This is a genomic window from Pseudomonas fluorescens (assembly GCF_001708445.1).
Taxonomy (GTDB): domain Bacteria; phylum Pseudomonadota; class Gammaproteobacteria; order Pseudomonadales; family Pseudomonadaceae; genus Aquipseudomonas; species Aquipseudomonas gorinensis.
The window spans coordinates 4662493-4680091 of record NZ_CP015637.1 but is presented as its reverse complement, the minus strand read 5'-3'; the positions used below and the strand labels follow the sequence as shown (position 1 = coordinate 4680091).

Below are 17599 nucleotides of genomic sequence, written 5' to 3'. Positions count from 1 at the left end.
GTAAAGAAATAAAATGGGCAGCATGCATCCCGTACAGGTGATCGCGGTGACCGGCGGCAAAGGTGGCGTCGGGAAAACTAACGTGTCAGTGAATTTGTCCCTGGCGCTGGCAGAGCTTGGCCGTCGCGTCATGCTGCTGGATGCTGACCTGGGGCTGGCGAATGTCGACGTTCTGCTGGGACTGACGCCCAAACATACCCTCGCCGATGTGATCGAGGGCCGCTGTGAGCTGCGTGATGTGCTGCTCCAGGGCCCCGGTGGGATCCGTATCGTACCGGCCGCCTCGGGCACCCAGAGCATGGTGCACCTGAGCCCGGCGCAGCATGCCGGTCTGATCCAGGCGTTCAGCGATATCGGCGACAACCTCGACGTGCTGGTGATCGACACCGCCGCCGGGATCGGCGAGTCGGTGGTCAGCTTCGTGCGCGCCGCGCAGGAAGTGTTGCTGGTGGTCTGCGATGAACCCACCTCGATCACCGACGCCTATGCCCTGATCAAACTGCTTAACCGCGACTACGGCATGAACCGCTTCCGCGTGCTGGCCAACATGGCCCAAAGCCCGCAGGAAGGCCGCAACCTGTTCGCCAAGTTGACCAAGGTCACGGATCGCTTTCTCGATGTCGCCCTACAATACGTCGGCGCAGTTCCCTATGACGAGTGTGTGCGCAAGGCTGTGCAAAAGCAGCGTGCAGTCTACGAAGCGTTCCCTCGTTCGAAATGCGCCTTGGCGTTCAAGGCTATTGCTCAGAAGGTCGATACTTGGCCGTTGCCCGCCAACCCTCGGGGGCATCTGGAGTTTTTCGTCGAGCGATTGGTGCATCAGACGAGCGCAGGACCCGTGCTATGACAGCGACCGGCTACAACGCCTACAAGAAGTCCGCCCGTGACAGTCAGGGTGAGTTGATCGAGCGTTACGCGCCTTTGGTCAAACGCATCGCCTATCACTTGCTGGCACGCCTCCCCGCCAGTGTCCAGGTCGAAGACCTGATCCAGGCCGGCATGATCGGCCTTCTCGAAGTGTCGACCAAATACGACGCGAGCAAGGGCGCGAGTTTCGAGACGTATGCGGGTATCCGTATCCGTGGCGCGATGCTCGATGAGGTGCGCAAAGGCGATTGGGCGCCGCGTTCGGTACACCGCAATACGCGCATGGTCAGTGACGCAATTCGGTCAATTGAAGCAAAAACCGGTCGCGACGCTAAAGATCATGAAGTTGCGGCCGAACTCCAATTGAGTCTCGACGATTATTACGGGATTTTGAACGATACCTTGGGCAGCCGCCTGTTCAGTTTCGACGACCTGTTGCAGGACGGCGAACACGAAGGGTTGCACGAGGACGGCGCGAGTACGCATATGGAGCCGTCGCGTGACCTGGAGGATGAACGCTTCCAGGGCGCATTGGCCGACGCAATTGCCAATTTGCCGGAGCGTGAGCGACTGGTGTTGGCGCTGTACTACGACGAAGAGCTGAACCTCAAGGAAATCGGTGAGGTCCTGGGGGTCAGCGAATCGCGTGTCAGCCAGCTGCACAGCCAGTGCGCGGCCCGCTTGCGGGGGCGATTGGGAGAGTGGCGCGCGCGCTGACAGGCAGTGTGGGGACACTGCAGACGCAACCGCGAGGGCCTTGGCCGCCGCGGGGGCTAACCGTGGTGCCCTGGGCAGTCCTTTTTGTGTAACGCCTGTTGATTGAAATGGCGCGTCCAGGTGCTGGGCGCGTTTAAGACTGCTTGGAGGTCGAATTGGACAAGAACATGAAAATCCTCATCGTTGATGACTTCTCAACGATGCGGCGGATCATAAAAAACCTGTTGCGTGACCTTGGGTTCACAAACACGGTCGAGGCGGATGACGGCCTTACGGCGATTCCGATCCTCAACAGCGGGAGCATCGACTTTCTGGTAACCGATTGGAACATGCCGGGCATGACGGGTATCGACTTGTTGCGCCACGTGCGTGCCGACGAAAAACTGCGCAGCCTTCCCGTGCTGATGGTGACCGCCGAAGCCAAGCGTGAACAGATCATCGAAGCCGCCCAAGCCGGGGTTAACGGCTATGTGGTCAAACCATTCACTGCGCAGGCCTTGAAAGAGAAGATCGAAAAAATCTTCGAACGCATCCACGGCTAATGCTGCCACGGGGGAGCTATGGAGCAAAAAGAATCATCGCAGGCCGACTTTGAGTCGACCCTGAAAAAACATGCTCACCAGCTGGTCGACAGCCTTGAAAAAGGCCAGTTCGGCGATGCGGTGCAGTTAATCCATCAGCTCAACCAGACCCGTGACCGCGGCCTGTACCAGGAGGTGGGCAAGCTCACACGCGAGCTTCACAGTGCGATCGTCAATTTCCAGATTGACCCGCACATGCCTCAAGCCGAAGAGATTTCGCAGATCACCGACGCCACCGAACGCCTGTCCTATGTGGTCAGGCTGACTGAGGCAGCGGCCAACCGCACCATGGACCTGGTGGAAAACGCCACGCCCCTGGTCAACGGCATGGCCACGGAAGCCCAGGCGCTGAGCGTTGACTGGGGTCGCTTCATGCGCCGTGAAGTCGGCGCAGAAGAGTTTCGTGAGCTGGCCCGTCGGGTCGAAGGGTTCCTGTCACGCAGCGAGCAGGAAAACCGTACGGTTTCCAGCAACCTCAATGACATTCTGCTCGCCCAGGATTACCAGGACCTGACCGGTCAGGTGATCAAGCGTGTGACCCAGTTGGTCACCGAAGTGGAAAGCAACCTGCTCAAATTGGTACTCATGGCCGGCCAGGTCGACCGTTTCGCCGGCATCGAACATGACCGCGAAGCGATCCTCTCTGAAAAAGATCCACAAAAACATCTCGCCAAGGGTGAAGGTCCGCAGATTCATGCCGATAAACGTGAAGACGTTGTGTCAGGTCAGGATGACGTAGATGACCTGTTATCCAGTTTAGGCTTCTAAGGAGCACACCCATGAGCTTCGGCGCCGATGAAGAAATCCTTCAGGATTTCCTTGTAGAGGCCGGCGAAATTTTAGAGCAACTGTCCGAACAACTGGTCGAGCTGGAAAGCCGCCCGGATGATGCGAACCTGCTCAATGCAATTTTTCGCGGTTTTCATACTGTAAAAGGGGGCGCCGGCTTCCTCCAGCTCCATGAGCTGGTGGAGTGCTGCCACATCGCCGAAAACGTGTTCGACATCCTGCGCAAGGGTGAGCGTCACGTTGACTCGGAGTTAATGGATGTAATCCTCGAAGCGTTGGATGCGGTCAACGGCATGTTCAGCGAAGTGCGCGAACGTGCCCCGATCACCGCCGCCACCCCGGAACTGCTGGCCGCTCTGGCGCGCCTGGCAGAACCTGCCGACACCTCGGCCGCGCCGATGGTGGAAGCGGCGCCAGAGCCGGTGGTCGAAGCCGAAGCGGATGTCACCGACAGCGAGTTCGAGCAGTTGCTCGACTCTCTCAATGCGGTCAAGGCCGAGGCTGAAGCACCGTCGGCCGTACCCGCACCCGCGGCCGCTGCGCCTGCCGAGCCGACCAGCGAAGACATTACCGACGCAGAGTTCGAATCCCTGCTCGACCAGTTGCATGGCAAAGGCCAGTTCGCGGCTGATGCCGTGGCCACTGCGGCTGCCCCGGAAACGCCGGCGGCAACGGCCAGTACCGATATCACCGACGACGAATTCGAAGCGTTGCTCGACCAGTTGCATGGCAAGGGCACCTTTGCCGCCGATGCCTTGCCGGAAGTCGCGGCCACTGGCGCGGCGCCGACGCCAGCTGCACCGGGCGCCGCTGCGGCCCCTGCTGACGACGGCTTGATCTCCGATCACGAATTCGAAGCCCTGCTCGACGAATTGCACGGAAAGGGCAAGTTCACCGAAGTGGCCCCGGCTGCTGCGACGACTGCCACCCCCGTGGCCGCGAAACCGGCACCGGCCAAGGCCGCCGCGCCTGCTGCCGCCAAACCGGCGCCAGCCCCAGCGCCAGCCGCCGCGGCCGCCGCGCGTGCGCCTGCCGCTGCCGTAGCCGACAAGCCTGCCAGTGAAGCCGAAACCACCGTACGGGTCGATACCGCACGACTGGACGACATCATGAACATGGTCGGCGAACTGGTGCTGGTGCGTAACCGTCTGGTGCGCCTGGGCCTGAACAGCGGCGACGAAGCCATGCAAAAGGCTGTGTCGAACCTCGACGTGGTCACGGCTGACTTGCAGACCGCCGTGATGAAGACGCGGATGCAGCCGATCAAGAAAGTCTTCGGCCGCTTCCCACGCCTGGTTCGCGACCTGGCTCGCCAGCTCAAGAAAGAAATCAACCTGGAACTGGTGGGTGAAGAAACCGACCTCGACAAGAACCTCGTCGAGGCCCTGGCCGACCCGTTGGTCCACTTGGTGCGCAACGCCGTCGACCACGGCGTGGAAACCCCGGAAGAACGCGAAGCCTCGGGCAAGTCCCGCAACGGCAAGGTGATCCTGGCGGCGGAGCAGGAGGGCGACCATATCCTGTTGTCGATTACCGATGACGGCAAGGGCATGGACCCGGCGATCCTGCGCAATATCGCGGTCAAGCGTGGCGTGATGGACAAGGACGCCGCCGACCGCCTGACCGACACCGAGTGCTACAACCTGATCTTCGCCCCAGGCTTCTCGACCAAGACCGAGATTTCCGACGTGTCGGGCCGTGGCGTGGGCATGGACGTGGTGAAGACCAAGATCAGCCAGCTCAACGGCTCGATCAATATCTACTCGACCAAGGGCCAGGGCTCGAAAATCGTCATCAAGGTGCCGTTGACCCTGGCGATCATGCCGACCCTGATGGTGATGCTGGGCAACCAGGCCTTCGCCTTCCCACTGGTCAACGTCAACGAGATCTTCCACCTCGACCTGTCACGCACCAACGTGGTGGATGGCCAGGAAGTGGTGATCGTGCGCGACAAGGCGCTGCCATTGTTCTACCTCAAGCGCTGGCTGGTGGCATCGGCTGCCCATGAAGAGCAGCGCGAAGGCCACGTGGTGATCCTTTCGGTGGGCACCCAGCGTATCGGCTTTGTGGTCGATCAACTGGTGGGCCAGGAAGAAGTGGTCATCAAGCCTTTGGGCAAAATGCTGCAGGGAACCCCGGGCATGTCGGGCGCGACCATCACCGGTGACGGTCGGATCGCGCTGATTCTCGATGTTCCGAGCATGCTCAAGCGTTACGCCGCACGGCGTATTTGATTCTGGTGGGGCAGGGCGGTATTGCCCGCCCCGCCTAACGGAGTGTTTATGGTAGTCAAGGTCCTGGTGGTGGACGATTCGGGTTTCTTCCGCCGCCGCGTCTCGGAAATTCTTTCCGCCGATCCAACCATCCAGGTGGTCGGTACGGCCACCAACGGCAAAGAGGCGATTGATCAGGCCATAGCGTTGAAGCCGGACGTGATCACCATGGACTACGAAATGCCGATGATGGATGGCATCACGGCAGTCCGGCACATCATGCAGCGCTGCCCGACCCCGGTATTGATGTTCTCCTCGCTGACGCACGAAGGCGCCCGGGTCACCCTGGATGCGCTGGATGCTGGCGCAGTGGACTTCCTGCCGAAGAACTTCGAAGACATCTCGCGCAACCCCGAGAAGGTCAAGCAGATGCTGTGCGAGAAGGTGCACAGCATTTCCCGCAGCAACCGTCGCAGCCTGTTCAGTGCGCCTGCACCGGCACCCGCAGCACCCGTCGCGCCCCCGGCTGCGCCCACCAGCACCGCGTTCGGTCGTCCGGCCCCGGCGCCTGTTGCCCGGCCAGCCGTGGCCCCGGCCCGTGCGTCGGCGCCCAGCGCCTATTCGCCAGCGCCCAAGCGCAAGGCTTATAAGTTGGTAGCCATTGGCACGTCCACCGGCGGCCCGGTGGCGCTGCAACGGGTATTGACCCAGTTGCCGGCCAACTTCCCGGCGCCGATCGTGTTGATCCAGCACATGCCTGCGGCCTTCACCAAAGCGTTCGCTGAGCGCCTGGACAAGCTCTGCCGTATCAGCGTCAAGGAAGCCGAGGATGGCGACATCCTGCGCCCTGGCCTGGCGCTGCTGGCGCCGGGTGGTAAGCAGATGATGGTCGATGGCCGTGGCGCGATCAAAATCCTGCCAGGCGATGAACGCCTCAACTACAAGCCGTGCGTGGATATCACCTTTGGTTCGGCGGCCAAGTCCTACGGCGACAAAGTTCTGGCGGTGGTCCTCACCGGCATGGGCGCCGACGGCCGTGAAGGCGCGCGGTTGCTCAAGCAGGGTGGCAGTGCGATCTGGGCCCAGGATGAAGCCAGCTGCGTGATCTATGGCATGCCCATGGCCATCGTCAAGGCGGACCTGGCCGACGCCGTCTACAGCCTCGACGACATCGGCAAGTATCTGGTGGAGGCTTGCCTCTGATGGATGTCTTGAGCCTGATCGGTATCACCATGGCGTTTGTCGCGATCATCGGCGGCAACTACCTCGAAGGCGGTCACCTCGGCGCATTGGCCAACGGTCCGGCGGCCTTGATCGTGATTGGCGGTACCGTGGGCGCCGCGTTGCTGCAGTCGCCCTTGAGCTCATTCAAGCGCGCCATGCAGATCCTGATATGGATTATTTTTCCGCCACGCGTCGACCTTCCGGGTGGCATCGATCGGGTGGTCAACTGGAGCCTCACCGCTCGCAAGGAAGGCCTTCTGGGCCTGGAAGGCGTGGCCGATGCCGAGCCTGACAGCTACGCGCGCAAGGGCCTGCAATTGCTGGTGGACGGCGCCGAACCGGAAGCAATCCGCAGCATCCTGGAAGTGGACTTCTACACCCAGGAAAGCCGCGATATCAACGCGGCCAAAGTCTTTGAAAGCATGGGCGGCTACGCGCCGACCATCGGCATCATCGGTGCGGTAATGGGCCTGATCCACGTGATGGGCAACCTCGCCGACCCTTCGCAACTGGGCAGCGGCATTGCCGTGGCGTTCGTCGCCACCATCTACGGTGTGGCGAGTGCCAACCTGGTGCTGTTGCCGGTGGCCAGCAAGCTCAAGTCGATCGCCATGCGCCAGTCCCGTTACCGCGAGATGCTGCTCGAAGGCATCCTCTCGATTGCCGAGGGCGAGAACCCGCGCTCCATCGAATTGAAGCTCCAGGGCTTCATGGATTGATGTACATGAAAGGTGTAGGAGCGAGTGTGCTCGCGAAAAGGGTCAACGATAACGCGGGCATCCTGGATGAACGCGTGGCTCTCGGATTTTTCGCGAGCAAGCTCGCTCCTACAGGTGATTCGTTGTGCGGAGGTAATCGTCTGTGAGCCGTCGCCGTCGCGAGCCTGAAGAACATGTCAACCACGAACGCTGGCTGGTGTCCTACGCGGACTTCATCACCTTGCTGTTCGCGTTTTTCGTGGTGATGTATTCCATCTCGTCGATCAACGAAGGCAAGTACAAAGTGATTTCACAGGCGTTGATCGGCGTATTCAACGACGCCGACCGCTCGCTCAAACCTATCCCCATCGGTGAGGAGCGGCCCAAGACCGTGACCCCGGCCAAGCCGCTGGTCAACGACAGCGATGAAACCGCGGCTGGCGTGGGTGGCACCAGCGACCCGCTGAAAAGCATCGCCGACGACATCAGCGCCGCATTTGGCGACCTGATCAGTTCCAACCAGATGACCGTGCGCGGCAATGAGTTGTGGGTGGAGATCGAACTCAATTCCAGCCTGCTGTTCGCCAGCGCCGATGCGATGCCGAGCGACCAGGCGTTTACGATCATCGACAAGGTGGCGGCGATCCTCAAGCCGTTTGAAAACCCGATCCATGTCGAAGGCTTTACCGACAATATCCCGATCAGCACCGCGCAATACCCGACCAACTGGGAGCTGTCCTCGGCCCGTGCCGCCAGCATCGTACGCATGCTGGCCATGCAGGGTGTGAACCCCGGGCGGCTGGCGTCGGTTGGCTATGGCGAGTTCCAGCCGGTGGCCAACAACGCCACAGTGGAAGGCCGCGCGCGTAACCGCCGCGTGGTGCTGGTGGTGTCACGTAACCTGGATGTACGCCGCAGCCTGACCGGTACCGGCACCGCCAATGCAACACCGGACGCGGCCTTGAAGCGGGCTGGCACACAAACTGCACCAGCCCTTGCAAAACCGCCGGTGCGTCAAAGCTCCGTCAATTCTCCGTCACCGGCTCAATAACTTTATGCAATGTCTCGGTCGCGTCTACGCCCACCGGGAGGAACCAACCGAATGAGAGTCTGGGCAGTTGCCAATCAAAAAGGTGGAGTCGGCAAGACCACCACCTCCATCGCTTTAGCCGGCTTGCTGGCTGAGGCGGGCAAGCGTGTGGTCGTGGTCGACCTCGACCCCCATGGCTCGATGACCAGCTATTTCGGTTACGACCCGGATGCCCTGGAACACAGCAACTACGACTTGTTCCTGCACAAGGGCAGTGTGCCGAGCGATTTGCCTGGCCAATTGCTGTTGCCTACCAGTAACGAAAGCATTTCCCTGCTGCCGTCCAGTACCGCCCTGGCCACCCTGGAGCGCCAGTCGCCGGGGCAGAGCGGCTTGGGCCTGGTGATCGCCAAGACCCTGGCGCAACTGTGGCAGGACTTCGACTACGCGATCATCGACAGCCCGCCGTTGCTGGGGGTGCTGATGGTCAACGCCTTGGCGGCCAGCCAGCAACTGGTGATTCCGGTACAGACCGAGCACCTGGCGGTCAAAGGCCTGGAGCGCATGGTCAGCACCCTGGCGATGATCAACCGTTCGCGCAAACAGGCGCTGCCGTACAGCATCGTGCCGACCTTGTTCGACCGCCGTACCCAAGCCTCCCTTGGCACTTTACGCGTGCTGCGCGACGCCTACCCGGAGACCATCTGGAATGGCTATATCCCGGTGGACACGCGCCTGCGTGACGCCAGCCGCGCGGGCCTGGCACCGTCGCAATTCGACCCCAAGAGCCGTGGCGTGCTGGCTTACCGCGCATTGCTCAAGCACCTGCTGTCCCAACAGCTTGTGCCGCAGGTGGCGTGATGAACCGTCCCGTCGAACTCAAGACCCGGCCGCAACTGGCACTGGAATCCTACTTGGATGCCTTGCTGCAGGAAGCCACCGCCGAAGAACTGCCGGAACCGATCCTGGTGCTGGAACCGGCCGTGCAGGAACCGCCGCAAAGCACGCTGGATGAGTTTCAACTGGCCGTGCTGGAAGAGCAGGCGCGGGATGCGCGGGCGGTGCCCGTCGCCGCGCCGGTGATGCCGAGCGCCCCCGTGGTGGTGGCGCCCGTGGTGGTCGAACCGGTGGTCGAAGTCCACTTGCCACCGAGTATCACACCGCCGCCGGTCAGTGGTGATGATCGCCCGTCGTGGGCTGCCGAGCCGTTCGAATGCCTGTTGTTCGACGTGGCCGGCTTGACCCTGGCGGTACCGCTGGTGTGCCTTGGCTCGATTTATTCCCTGGAAGGCCAGGAGCTGACGCCACTGTTCGGGCAACCGGAGTGGTTCCTCGGCATCCTGCCCAGCCAGGCCGGCAACCTCAAGGTGCTGGACACCGCGCGCTGGGTGATGCCCGATCGCTACCGCGATGATTTCCGCCAGGGCTTGCAATACGTGATTTCGGTGCAAGGCTATGAGTGGGGGCTGGCGGTGCATCAAGTCAGCCGCTCGTTGCGCCTGGACCCGAATGAAATCAAATGGCGCAGCCATCGGGGCCAGCGCCCCTGGTTGGCGGGCACCGTGATCGAACATATGTGCGCGTTGCTTGATGTCGCTGAACTGGCCGAGTTGATCGCCAGCGGTGCCGTCAAATCGATGCCAGGCCACACACGCAGTTGATTGAACAACAAGGACCGCACGGTTGTGCGGCCCACGAAGCACACACGCCGAAACTAACGGCATTTGAAGGGGTAGGGGTATGAATAAGTCAGCGTCCGCGTCCGCACAAGGTTCGGATGATCCGATCCTGCAATGGGTGACCTTCAAACTGGACAACGAAACCTACGGCATTAACGTGATGCGCGTGCAGGAAGTGCTGCGCTACACCGAGATCGCCCCGGTACCGGGTGCACCGAGCTACGTGCTGGGCATCATCAACCTGCGCGGCAATGTGGTGACGGTCATCGACACGCGCCAGCGTTTCGGCCTGGATACCGTCGAAGTCAGCGACAACACGCGTATCGTCATCATCGAAGCCGACAAGCAAGTGGTCGGGATCATGGTCGACAGCGTCGCCGAAGTGGTCTACCTGCGCCAGTCGGAAGTGGAAACAGCGCCGAACGTCGGTAACGAAGAGTCGGCCAAGTTCATTCAAGGCGTATGCAACAAGAACAACGAATTGTTGATTCTGGTTGAGCTGGACAAAATGATGAGCGAAGAAGAGTGGTCGGAACTGGAGAGCATCTGATTGTTCCTTGAAGCAGCGGTGATTGTCCTGGCCCTGTTGTGGGCCGGGACGTTGGCATTCCTGCTGCGCCACCTGCGCCAGCAACGCGAATCGGCCATGCAACAGGCCGAGCGCGATGCCGTGCGTGATCGGCGCGTGCTGGAGCTGGTCAAGCGCGTTGATCACTTCCAGCAGAGTGCGGTACGGGTCGGAGACGAAGTGCATGAACTGCGCGCGATCCTGGCTCCCCTGCCGGACAAGCTGGCGCAGATCGAGCAGCGTGATCCGTCGAGTCTTTCCTTTGCCCAGGCCGCGAAGCTGGTGGGCATGGGGGCTACGGTGGATGAACTGACGCAGTCGTGTGGGTTGACCCAGGCTGAGGCGCAGTTGATGAGTAAGTTGCACAGGAGCTGAGCGTACTCGCCAATCCACCCGGTCAATTAATTTCCAATCCCAATGACTTTTTTCTCCTCCCCAAAGGTCAACATCCTTCAAGCCCTTTGAACGCGGAGATTTCCCCCCATGACCACCCCCAAGGCCCTGTTGATCCTCCACGGCAAGCAAGCCCTCAACGAGGACGTGCGCGCCGCTGTAATGAGCCGGCGTGAGCAGGGCGGGGAGCTGGCCGTGCGGGTCACGTGGGAGGGCGGCGACGCCCAGCGCCTGGTCAAGGAAGCCCTGGCCGACGGCTATACCCACATCATCGCTGGCGGCGGCGACGGCACCTTGCGCGACGTGGCCGAAGCCATGGCCCTGGCCAGGACCGACGCCAGCCTGGTGCTGATGCCGCTGGGCACCGCCAATGACTTTGCCAAGGCCGCCGGCGTGCCGCTGGAGCCTGCGCAGGCCCTGGCGCTGCTGGATGTACCGGCCAGGGCGATCGACCTCGGCCAGGTCGGTGGGCAAATGTTCTTGAACATGGCCACCGGCGGTTTTGGCAGCCAGGTCACCGCGAACACCTCCGAAGACCTGAAAAAAATCCTCGGTGGCGCCGCCTACCTGTTCACCGGCCTGTCGCGCTTCAGCGAATTGAAGGCGGCGTATGGCGAGCTGGAAGGCCCGGGTTTCCATTGGAAGGGCGAACTGCTCGCGCTGGGTATCGGCAATGGGCGCCAGGCGGGCGGCGGGCATGTGTTATGCCCCGAAGCGTTGGCTGATGACGGGTTGCTCGACGTCAGCATCCTGCCGGCGCCCCAGGAAGTGGTCGGCACCTTGCGTGAGCTGATGAATAATGGCTGGGGCCTGGACACCATGTTCGTGCGCGCGCGCCTGCCGTGGGTTCAGATCAAACAGGCCGAGGGGTTGTACATCAATCTCGATGGCGAACCGCTGAAGGGCGACGATTTGCGCTTTTGCGCGCTGCCCAAGGCGTTGCGCGTGCACTTGCCGCTGGGCTCGCCCCTAGTCGTCCAGGCTGATGATCTGCTCGCGCACGGCAAATAACACCAGGCCCGCCACATCGAAAATCTGCAGGCGCTTCATGATCTGTGAGCGGTGCGCCTCCACGGTCTTGATGCTCAGGCCGAGGCCGTGGGCGATTTCGCGGGTGGACTTGCCGCGCACGATCAGGCGCAGGATTTCCAGCTGTCGCGCGGTGAGGTTGTGGTTCTGGGCGACGGAGGAAACCGGGCCCTGGTTGCGCACCAGCGCCTGGTTGATCACCGTATGGGCGATCGCCGGGCTCAGGTAGCGCTCATTGTTGCGCAGGGCCAGCAGGGCGTGCTCCAGTTCGTTGGCGGTGGTGTCCTTGAGCAGGTAGCCATGGGCGCCGGACTCCAGCGCGCGCATGATCAGCTCCGGGTCGGTGTGCATCGACAGGATCAGCACCTTGCTCGCCGGGTAGGCAGCTTTTAACTGTTGCAACGCGTCCAGGCCGCCGGTGTGTTTCATCGACAGGTCCAGCAGCACGATATCGGGCTGCAAGGCGCTGAACGCCTCCAGCACCTGTGCACCGTCGCTGGCCTCGCCGACCACCGCATAGCCGGGTATATCCAGGATCAGCGCGCGTACGCCGGCCCTGATCAGTGCGTGGTCATCCACCAGGAGTAAATTGCAGATCACTCGAGAACCTTAGGGGAACTGGCCCGTTCGAGGGCGCGGGGCGCCCAGGGGAAAAGCGCGTCGATCCGGGTCCCTTTGCCAGGCTGGCTGCTGACGGACAAGGTGCCCCCCAGTTGATCAATCCGCTCGGACATACCCGCCATACCCCGTTGGCCTTCCAGGCCGGGGTTACTGGCGGGCGAGAAACCCTGGCCGTCATCACTGATAAACAGCGATAACCCTTCGGGCAGGCGTTGCAGGCGTACCAGCAGGTTGCGGGCCTGGGCGTGGCGCAGCATGTTGGTCACGGCTTCCTGGGTGATACGAAACGCCGCCACGGCCATTTCTTCCGGAATGCCGGTCAGGCGTTGATGGCATTCCAGGCTCCAGTGCACCTGAGTGTTTTCCAGGGTCTTGAGCAAGTGTGCCCGCAGGCTGGCTTCCAGGCCCAGGCTGGTCAACTGGCGCGGGTTGAGAATGGCGGAGACGTCGCGCACCTTGGCCAGGGTTTCATTCAGGGTGTTGCACAGCACCGCGCATTGGCCTTGCAGGTCGTCCGGCAGGCGACGCTTGAGCCATTCGCTTTGCAGCTTGGCAGCCGTGAGCAATTGGCCGATATCGTCATGCAGGTCGCGGCTGAGGCGGTGGCGCTCGTTTTCCTGCACTTGCAGCAGGCGTTCGGCCAGTTCCTGAGGCTGGAACTTGATGGATTTGCGCGAACTCCATTGACGCAACCCCACCAACGCCAGCGTGGCCAGGTTGAACAGCAGCACCGCCAGCGGCAGGGTGTCGGCGCGAATATAGGCCCACAGGCTGAGCAGCGACGAGCACAGGCACAGGGCAAGGATCAGGCGCCGTGCATGGCTGCGGGACACGGACCTTGCGATGAGTGACTTGAGGCTGGCGTACATAACGGATGGAGCCAATGAGGGTTCGCTGCGATAAGACCGGTCATGGCGGCTGACGGGGCTCTGTTTGGAATGCGTGGCCGAATCGTTTTTGTACATGATGAAGTTGAGTGACTTCGAGCGGGGGCATAGTACCACCACTCTTACCGTTGGTCGCCTGGCGCCTGACACCGTTGAGTCATAATTCAGGCAAACGGTCTGGCCGGTAAGTATCCGTGTCCAAACAATGGAGGGTTGTATTGTTTAAGTTGGATTGTATCGTTATTACAGTTAGTGGCTAATTGATATCTTTTCGCCTGCAGGTCAATCAAGGCCGATGAGTTGCGTCTGTCGTTTTTAGCTAACTCACGTATTAAAAGCGACCTGGCTGGACTCAGGAGGTGTGATGCAAACGTTGCTGCGGTTTATAGCTGTAGTCCTTTTGCGGGATTTGCAGTGTCACCGTGGCAATCAATGTCGTTTGTTCACTTTCATCCAGTGTCAGTTCGCCGGTTCTGGTATCAATCAACTCCAATTGCCATGCCAGTAATGTCAAGCAATCGTGCAAGGCCTTCAGGGCTTGATCGTGCAGTTGTAGCGGGTTTTCCGCATTGGCGATCAGGTATTGGATGTGCCGGGAGAACTCGCTGATCGCCCGCAGGGCCAGGCTGTCGGCCTTCTCGGCCAGTTGGGTCAGGCTGACCGTCATGCAGTCGATGGCATCGCTGTCGTTGCGAATCAGATGCAGGTGGCTCAGGCATTCTTCCGACTTGGTCAGCAGCGTTTCGGCTTCAAGCAGGAACTCGGGAAGTGTGGTTTGCCATTCGTTTGCGCTATTCATCATGCAAGTCTCCACAACGTAAGGTCGGGTGATGAGATGTCGCACCAAGTGAATGGCGTAAAACTATCGCTGAAAGATGACTGAAATCTGTAGGTCGCTTCTGAGATTTCAGTAGGACCGTTATCTAAATACGGGCGACAGCCGAGTACGCGGCCCGCAGTTGAGTTCATTTGCACAACTTCGGTTGCCGCGACGTGAATGTCTGGAAGGCCAGTAGGCCGTGGACTTGCGATGGCAAACAAAAGCCTGACTCCATTCATGCAATGAGAATGGCGTCACATTAATGGCTATTAGATATCGCGAATATCAGGTTGGGCCTGATTGTGCATAGGGGAATCCCTTACGCAGCGGAACCTCGCGCCGATTTGGATGTCGCGCGATGTCGCTGCCTTGCCGAATGGAGAGGCCAGCGCAGTAAAGCATGATGTCAGTGTGACATCAATGGATTTACGTGGCATTTTAACGGGGTCAAGGTCTGGCGTTTGCCGCCGATAACTAGCGTAGGAGCGAGCTTGCTCGTGAAGAACTCAAGATGCCACGTGATCCAGAAGGGGCGCGTATCGTCGGTGCTAATCGCGACCTGCTTCAGTCAACTGCATAACCCTTAGCGCATCAGGAGCTTTTAATGGCCGGCATTCTCGACACGGTAGATCAACGCACGCAACTGGTGGGTGAGAATCGCCTGGAGATCCTCATGTTTCGCTTGGCGGGTCGGCAGTTGTTCGCGATCAACGTGTTCAAGGTGCAGGAAGTGTTGCAACTGCCCAAGCTGACCCTGATGCCCCAGCGCCATCCTTTTGTGTGCGGGGTGGTCAACCTGCGCGGCCAGACCCTGCCCGTTATCGACCTGTCCCAGGCCATCGGCATGCGCCCGCTGGTGCCGGGCCCGAACAGCACCATCATCGTCACCGAGTACAACCGCTCGGTGCAGGCGTTCCTGGTGGGCGGCGTCGACCGCATCGTCAACATGAACTGGGAAGCCATCCTGCCACCGCCGACCAGCGCCGGTCGCCAGCATTACCTCACGGCCATCAGCAAGGTGGATGACCAGTTGGTGGAAATCATCGACGTGGAAAAAGTCCTGGCCGAGATCGTGCCGTACAACGCCAAGGTCTCCCGCGAGAAACTCGATGATCCGGTACTGGAACGCGCCCGTGGCCGTGAAGTGCTGCTGGTGGACGACTCCAATGTGGCCTTGTCGCAACTGCGCGACACCCTCGGCCAACTGGGGGTGAAAATGCACATCGCCAGCGACGGGCTCAAGGCCCTGAACATGCTCAAGGGCTGGGCCGACAGCGGCCAGGTGATGACCGACAAGCTGCTGATGATCTTCACCGACGCCGAAATGCCTGAGATGGATGGCTACCGCCTCACTACCGAAATTCGCAACGACCCACGCCTGCGGAGCCTGTATGTGGTCCTGCACACTTCACTGTCAGGCAGCTTCAACGAGTCGATGGTGAAGAAGGTCGGCTGCGACAACTTCCTCTCCAAATTCCAGCCGGACAAACTGGTGGACGTCGTGCGCGAACGCTTGATGCTGGACGAAGTGTCCGCCTGACCTTAGGGTGACGTCTTTGCCCCTCAGGAACGCAGGCCCATGCTTCGTCTCAGCGCGCTGTACCGTTACCCCTTGAAGTCCGGCAAGGCCGAACCCCTTCAGCAGATCGGCCTGGATAAACTCGGGCTGGCTGGGGATCGACGCTGGATGCTGGTGGACGAAGCCAGCGGGCGGTTCCTCACCCAGCGGGCCGTGGCGAAGATGAGCCAGCTGTCGGCGCTGTGGAACAGCGCAGGTGGCCTCAGCCTGAGCGCGCCCGGCCACACGCCGCTGGAAATCGCGCTGCCCGGCCGTGATGCCGAGTTGCGTGGCGTGACCATCTGGCGTGACACCCTGCGCGTACCGGATGCCGGCGATCAGGCCGCCGCCTGGGTCAGTGACTTTATCGGCAAGCCGACCCGGCTGGTGCACATCCCGCTGGAGCGCGCCCGTTACACCGAGGCGGGGTATGGCCAGGAGGGTGACCAAGTGGCCTTTGCCGATGGCTACCCGCTGTTATTGATCGGCCAGGCCTCCCTGGACGACCTGTCCGCGCGGGTGGGGCGGCCCATGGAAATGTTGCGTTTTCGTCCCAACCTGGTGATCGAAGGCGGCGATGCCTTCGCCGAGGACGGCTGGAAACGCCTGCGCATCGGTGACGTGGAGTTTCGCGCGGTCAAGCCTTGCTCGCGTTGCATTCTCACCACCATTGACCCCAGGACCGGCGAGCGCAGTGCCGACCGCGAACCCTTCGTCACGCTGGAGGCCTATCGCAAGACGGAGAACGGCGCGATGTTCGGCCAGAACCTGGTCAACGATGGCGTCGGTCGCCTGGAAGTCGGCATGCCGGTGACTATCCTCGAATAGATCGCCCGCCCATAAAAAATTCTATGGTCCCCCCCATTTTTGCAATACTGATTAACGGGCGATGTGGTTGGCTTGCTTAAATCTATCCGGCGTCTGTTTGGGGCTTGCGGGCTCGAAGTTGTTGTCGAGGATGTAGCAGCCGAGGTTGGCAATCGGACGGCCAATCGGTACGGCGTCGCGACCTTCGTCGAGGCAGGTCCAGTGGGTCACGTCGATGGCCGCTTCGGTCGGGCCGTACAAGTTGTACAGCGCGGCTTGCGGAAGTTTGGCGAAGACTTGTTGCTGCGCATCCACCGGTAAGGCTTCGCCGCTGCAGATGATGCGTTGCAGGCTGTGGCAATCGGCGACGTCCGGGTCCTGGAGAAACGCCTGCAACATCGACGGCACGAAGTGCAGCGTGGTGATCTGTTCGGTCTGAATCAGGCTGATCAGTTTGGCTGGATCACGATGATCCCCCGGCGCTGCCACGACCAGACGCGAACCGGTCATCAGCGGCCAGAAGAATTCCCACACCGACACGTCGAAGCTGAACGGGGTCTTTTGCAGCACGCTGTCGCTGGCATCCAGGGCGTAGGCTTCCTGCATCCAGTGCAGGCGATTGAGCAACGCCGCATGCCGGTTGCCCGCCCCCTTGGGTTGGCCGGTGGAGCCGGAGGTGTAGATCACGTAGGCCAGGTTTTCGCCGTCCAAGGCGATGCCAGGGTTCTCTTCGCTGTAGCCTTCGAATGTTGATTCACCCAGCACCAGGGTTTCCAAACCTTGGGGGATCGGCAGTTGCGCCAACACCTGCGCCTGGGTCAGCAGCAGCTTCACGCCGCTGTCTTCGAGCATGTAGGCCAGGCGTTCGCGCGGGTACTCCGGGTCCAGCGGCACGTACGCACCGCCGGCCTTGAGCACCGCCAGCAAGCCGACCACCATTTCGACGGAACGCTCCAGCGCCAGGCCCACCAGCACATCCGGCCCGACGCCTGCCTCGAGCAAACGATGGGCCAGGCGATTGGCGCGGCGGTTCAGCTCGGCCCCCCATTTTTGCAATACTGATTAACGGGCGATGTGGTTGGCTTGCTTAAATCTATCCGGCGTCTGTTTGGGGCTTG

At 61.1% G+C, this 17599-nt stretch carries 18 protein-coding genes and 1 pseudogene; 15 read left to right on the top strand and 4 right to left on the bottom strand.

Annotated elements, in window-relative coordinates:
• The first annotated feature begins 13 nt into the window (after positions 1-13).
• The 13 genes from fleN (at position 14) to yegS (ending at position 11770) form a co-directional block, all read left to right on the top strand.
• Complete coding sequence (gene fleN / locus A7317_RS20705; protein WP_003192912.1) at positions 14-847, top strand: flagellar synthesis regulator FleN; 834 nt, start codon at positions 14-16, stop codon at positions 845-847.
• Entirely contained in the window at positions 844-1584 is a 741-nt protein-coding gene (gene fliA, locus A7317_RS20700) for an RNA polymerase sigma factor FliA (RefSeq protein WP_024076694.1), read from the top strand. Before fleN ends, fliA begins: the two co-directional genes overlap by 4 nt.
• A 167-nt stretch (positions 1585-1751) precedes the next feature.
• Positions 1752-2126 (top strand): chemotaxis response regulator CheY, encoded by a 375-nt coding sequence (locus tag A7317_RS20695; RefSeq protein WP_160385018.1) that lies wholly within the window; start codon positions 1752-1754, stop codon positions 2124-2126.
• Between the two features lie 18 nt (positions 2127-2144).
• Entirely contained in the window at positions 2145-2933 is a 789-nt protein-coding gene (locus A7317_RS20690) for a protein phosphatase CheZ (protein ID WP_024076693.1), read from the top strand.
• An 11-nt stretch (positions 2934-2944) separates the two neighbouring features.
• Complete coding sequence (locus A7317_RS20685) at positions 2945-5188, top strand: chemotaxis protein CheA (protein WP_069076743.1); 2244 nt, start codon at positions 2945-2947, stop codon at positions 5186-5188.
• A gap of 48 nt (positions 5189-5236) precedes the next feature.
• The gene (locus tag A7317_RS20680) at positions 5237-6370 is read left to right on the top strand and encodes a protein-glutamate methylesterase/protein-glutamine glutaminase (protein ID WP_024076691.1); all 1134 of its coding nucleotides are present in this window, start codon (positions 5237-5239) and stop codon (positions 6368-6370) included.
• Positions 6370-7110 (top strand): flagellar motor protein, encoded by a 741-nt coding sequence (locus A7317_RS20675; protein WP_024076690.1) that lies wholly within the window; start codon positions 6370-6372, stop codon positions 7108-7110. The genes A7317_RS20680 and A7317_RS20675 overlap by 1 nt, the downstream gene beginning before the upstream one ends.
• Before the next feature lie 142 nt (positions 7111-7252).
• Positions 7253-8140 carry a flagellar motor protein MotD gene (gene motD / locus A7317_RS20670; RefSeq protein WP_069076742.1) on the top strand — a complete coding sequence of 296 codons (888 nt, stop codon included), beginning with the start codon at positions 7253-7255 and terminating at the stop codon, positions 8138-8140.
• Positions 8141-8191: 51 nt separating this feature from the next.
• Positions 8192-8980 carry a ParA family protein gene (locus A7317_RS20665; protein WP_024076687.1) on the top strand — a complete coding sequence of 263 codons (789 nt, stop codon included), beginning with the start codon at positions 8192-8194 and terminating at the stop codon, positions 8978-8980.
• Positions 8980-9780: a CheW domain-containing protein gene (locus tag A7317_RS20660; RefSeq protein WP_024076686.1), complete on the top strand. Its 801-nt coding sequence runs from the start codon at positions 8980-8982 to the stop codon at positions 9778-9780. The genes A7317_RS20665 and A7317_RS20660 overlap by 1 nt, the downstream gene beginning before the upstream one ends.
• Before the next feature lie 79 nt (positions 9781-9859).
• Positions 9860-10348, top strand: a complete 489-nt coding sequence (locus A7317_RS20655) for a chemotaxis protein CheW (protein WP_024076685.1) — start codon at positions 9860-9862, stop codon at positions 10346-10348.
• A complete protein-coding gene (locus tag A7317_RS20650; protein ID WP_024076684.1) occupies positions 10349-10741 on the top strand; it encodes a DUF2802 domain-containing protein in 393 nt (130 codons plus the stop codon).
• A 108-nt stretch (positions 10742-10849) separates the two neighbouring features.
• Complete coding sequence (gene yegS, locus A7317_RS20645; RefSeq protein ID WP_069076741.1) at positions 10850-11770, top strand: lipid kinase YegS; 921 nt, start codon at positions 10850-10852, stop codon at positions 11768-11770.
• On the opposite strand, the gene A7317_RS20640 is transcribed toward yegS, so the two are convergent.
• The 3 genes from A7317_RS20640 to A7317_RS20630 all read right to left on the bottom strand — a co-directional run bounded on the left by A7317_RS20640 (position 11729) and on the right by A7317_RS20630 (position 14098).
• Positions 11729-12388, bottom strand: coding sequence for a response regulator transcription factor (locus tag A7317_RS20640; RefSeq protein ID WP_024076682.1), 660 nt, complete (start codon positions 12386-12388; stop codon positions 11729-11731). The genes yegS and A7317_RS20640 overlap by 42 nt on opposite strands.
• Positions 12385-13278: a sensor histidine kinase gene (locus A7317_RS20635; protein WP_024076681.1), complete on the bottom strand. Its 894-nt coding sequence runs from the start codon at positions 13276-13278 to the stop codon at positions 12385-12387. The genes A7317_RS20640 and A7317_RS20635 overlap by 4 nt, the downstream gene beginning before the upstream one ends.
• 370 nt (positions 13279-13648) lie before the next feature.
• Positions 13649-14098, bottom strand: coding sequence for a hypothetical protein (locus A7317_RS20630; protein ID WP_024076680.1), 450 nt, complete (start codon positions 14096-14098; stop codon positions 13649-13651).
• A 622-nt stretch (positions 14099-14720) separates the two neighbouring features.
• Here A7317_RS20630 and A7317_RS20625 point away from each other — a divergent pair.
• Both A7317_RS20625 and A7317_RS20620 read left to right on the top strand, forming a co-directional pair.
• Positions 14721-15656, top strand: a complete 936-nt coding sequence (locus tag A7317_RS20625; RefSeq protein ID WP_024076679.1) for a chemotaxis protein CheV — start codon at positions 14721-14723, stop codon at positions 15654-15656.
• 39 nt (positions 15657-15695) lie between these two features.
• Positions 15696-16502, top strand: coding sequence for an MOSC domain-containing protein (locus A7317_RS20620; protein ID WP_069076740.1), 807 nt, complete (start codon positions 15696-15698; stop codon positions 16500-16502).
• 108 nt (positions 16503-16610) lie between these two features.
• On the opposite strand, the pseudogene A7317_RS20615 reads toward A7317_RS20620, so the two are convergent.
• Positions 16611-17516, bottom strand: a pseudogene (locus tag A7317_RS20615) (AMP-binding protein); the annotation flags it as partial.
• Positions 17517-17599 lie beyond the last annotated feature (83 nt).